Annotated in this window: 1 protein-coding gene; it reads left to right on the top strand. The window is 67.3% G+C overall.

The features are described 5' to 3' along the window. Positions 1-177 precede the first annotated feature (177 nt). On the top strand, positions 178-1,469 hold a 1,292-nt coding region (locus tag AB4Z17_RS33455; protein ID WP_441964760.1), incomplete at its 3' end, for a hypothetical protein.

A 1,469-nucleotide genomic window follows, 5' to 3' on the forward strand; every position in this document is an offset into this window, starting at 1 on the left:
GAAAGGAGCACCATCATTCGGGGCCGTGGACCCCGACGCAACCCGACCGCGTCGGCCACCCCGCCACGTCCGGAAACCGGAACCATCACCGGGACAAGAAATCCGAACTCGATCAGGCCGGCACGCCGCGCTCACGAAAGATCGAGGCTCGGTAGCCTCGCGGCCCCGTTGGGGAGCTTGGCGACGGGCAGCGAGGGTGAGGCGGGGCTGGATCTGGGTAGCCTGGCCGATCTCGGTTCGGGCAGCGATTCCGGTAGTGCTGATTCGAATAGCTCGGGCAGTGGCGATGTCGATCTGGGTAGCTTGACCGACCTTGTGCTCGGCAGCCTCGGGTCCGGCAGTGACAGTGGCGCCGGCCTCGATCTAGGCAGCCTGAGTGACCTGGCGCTCGGTAGCCTTGCGCTCCCGTTGGGGAGCTTGGCGGCGGGCAGCGAGGGTGAGGCGGGGCTGGATCTCGGTAGCCTGGCCGATCTCGGTTCGGGTAGCGATTCGGGCAGCGCGGATTCGGGAAGTGCTGGTGGTAGCGCGGGCAGTGGTAGCACCGATCTGGATCTCGGCAGCTTGGCCGACCTGGCCGCGGGCTCTACCGATTCCGGTAGTGCAGGCGGGCTTGATCTGGGCAGCCTGGGCGAGCTGGCGCTCGGCAGTCTTGCGCTGCCGTTGGGTAGCTTGGCGGCCCCGTTGGGGAGCTTGGCGGCGGGCAGCGAGGGTGAGGCGGGGCTGGATCTCGGTAGCCTGGCCGATCTCGGTGCGGGCAGCGCCGATTCCGGCAGTACCGATTCCGGCAGCGCGGATTCGGGTAGTTCGGGGAGCGGCGACCTCGATCTCGGCAGTCTGGCCGAGTTTGCGCTCGGCAGCCTCGGGTCGGGTAGTGACAGTGGCGGCTCGGGCAGCGGTAGTGCCGGTCTGGATCTGGGCAGTCTGGGCGAGCTGGCATTGGGAAGCCTGGCGCTTCCGTTCGGTAGCCTGGCGCTTCCGGTCGTGGGTAGTGCGGCGGCTCTGGGGAGCACGGGCGACYCCGGAAGCGCAGGAGGTATCGATACCGGTAGTGCGGGGTCCGGAAGTGATTCCGGTAGTGCCGATTCCGGTAGCTCGGGGAGCAGCGATCTCGATCTGGGTAGCCTGGCCGAACTTGCGCTGGGCAGCCTTGGTTCGGGTAGTGACAGTGGCAGCGCGGGAAGTGGTAGCGCCGATCTTGATCTGGGCAGTCTGACTGATCTGGGTGCCGGGAGTGCCGATTCCGGTAGCTCGGGGAGTGGCAGCGCGGGAAGTGGTAGTGCCGATCTGGATCTGGGTAGCTTGGCCGAGCTTGCGCTCGGTAGCCTTGGTTCGGGTAGTGACAGTGGCAGCGCGGGCAGCGGTAGTGCCGGTCTGGATCTGGGCAGTCTGACTGATCTGGGTGCCGGGAGTGCCGATTCCGGTAGTGCGGGCGGGCTGGATCTGGGCAGCTTGGGTGAGCTGGCGTTGGG

It is taken from the genome of Paenibacillus sp. TAF43_2, from assembly GCF_052113545.1.
In the GTDB taxonomy this organism is placed as follows: domain Bacteria; phylum Bacillota; class Bacilli; order Paenibacillales; family Paenibacillaceae; genus Pristimantibacillus.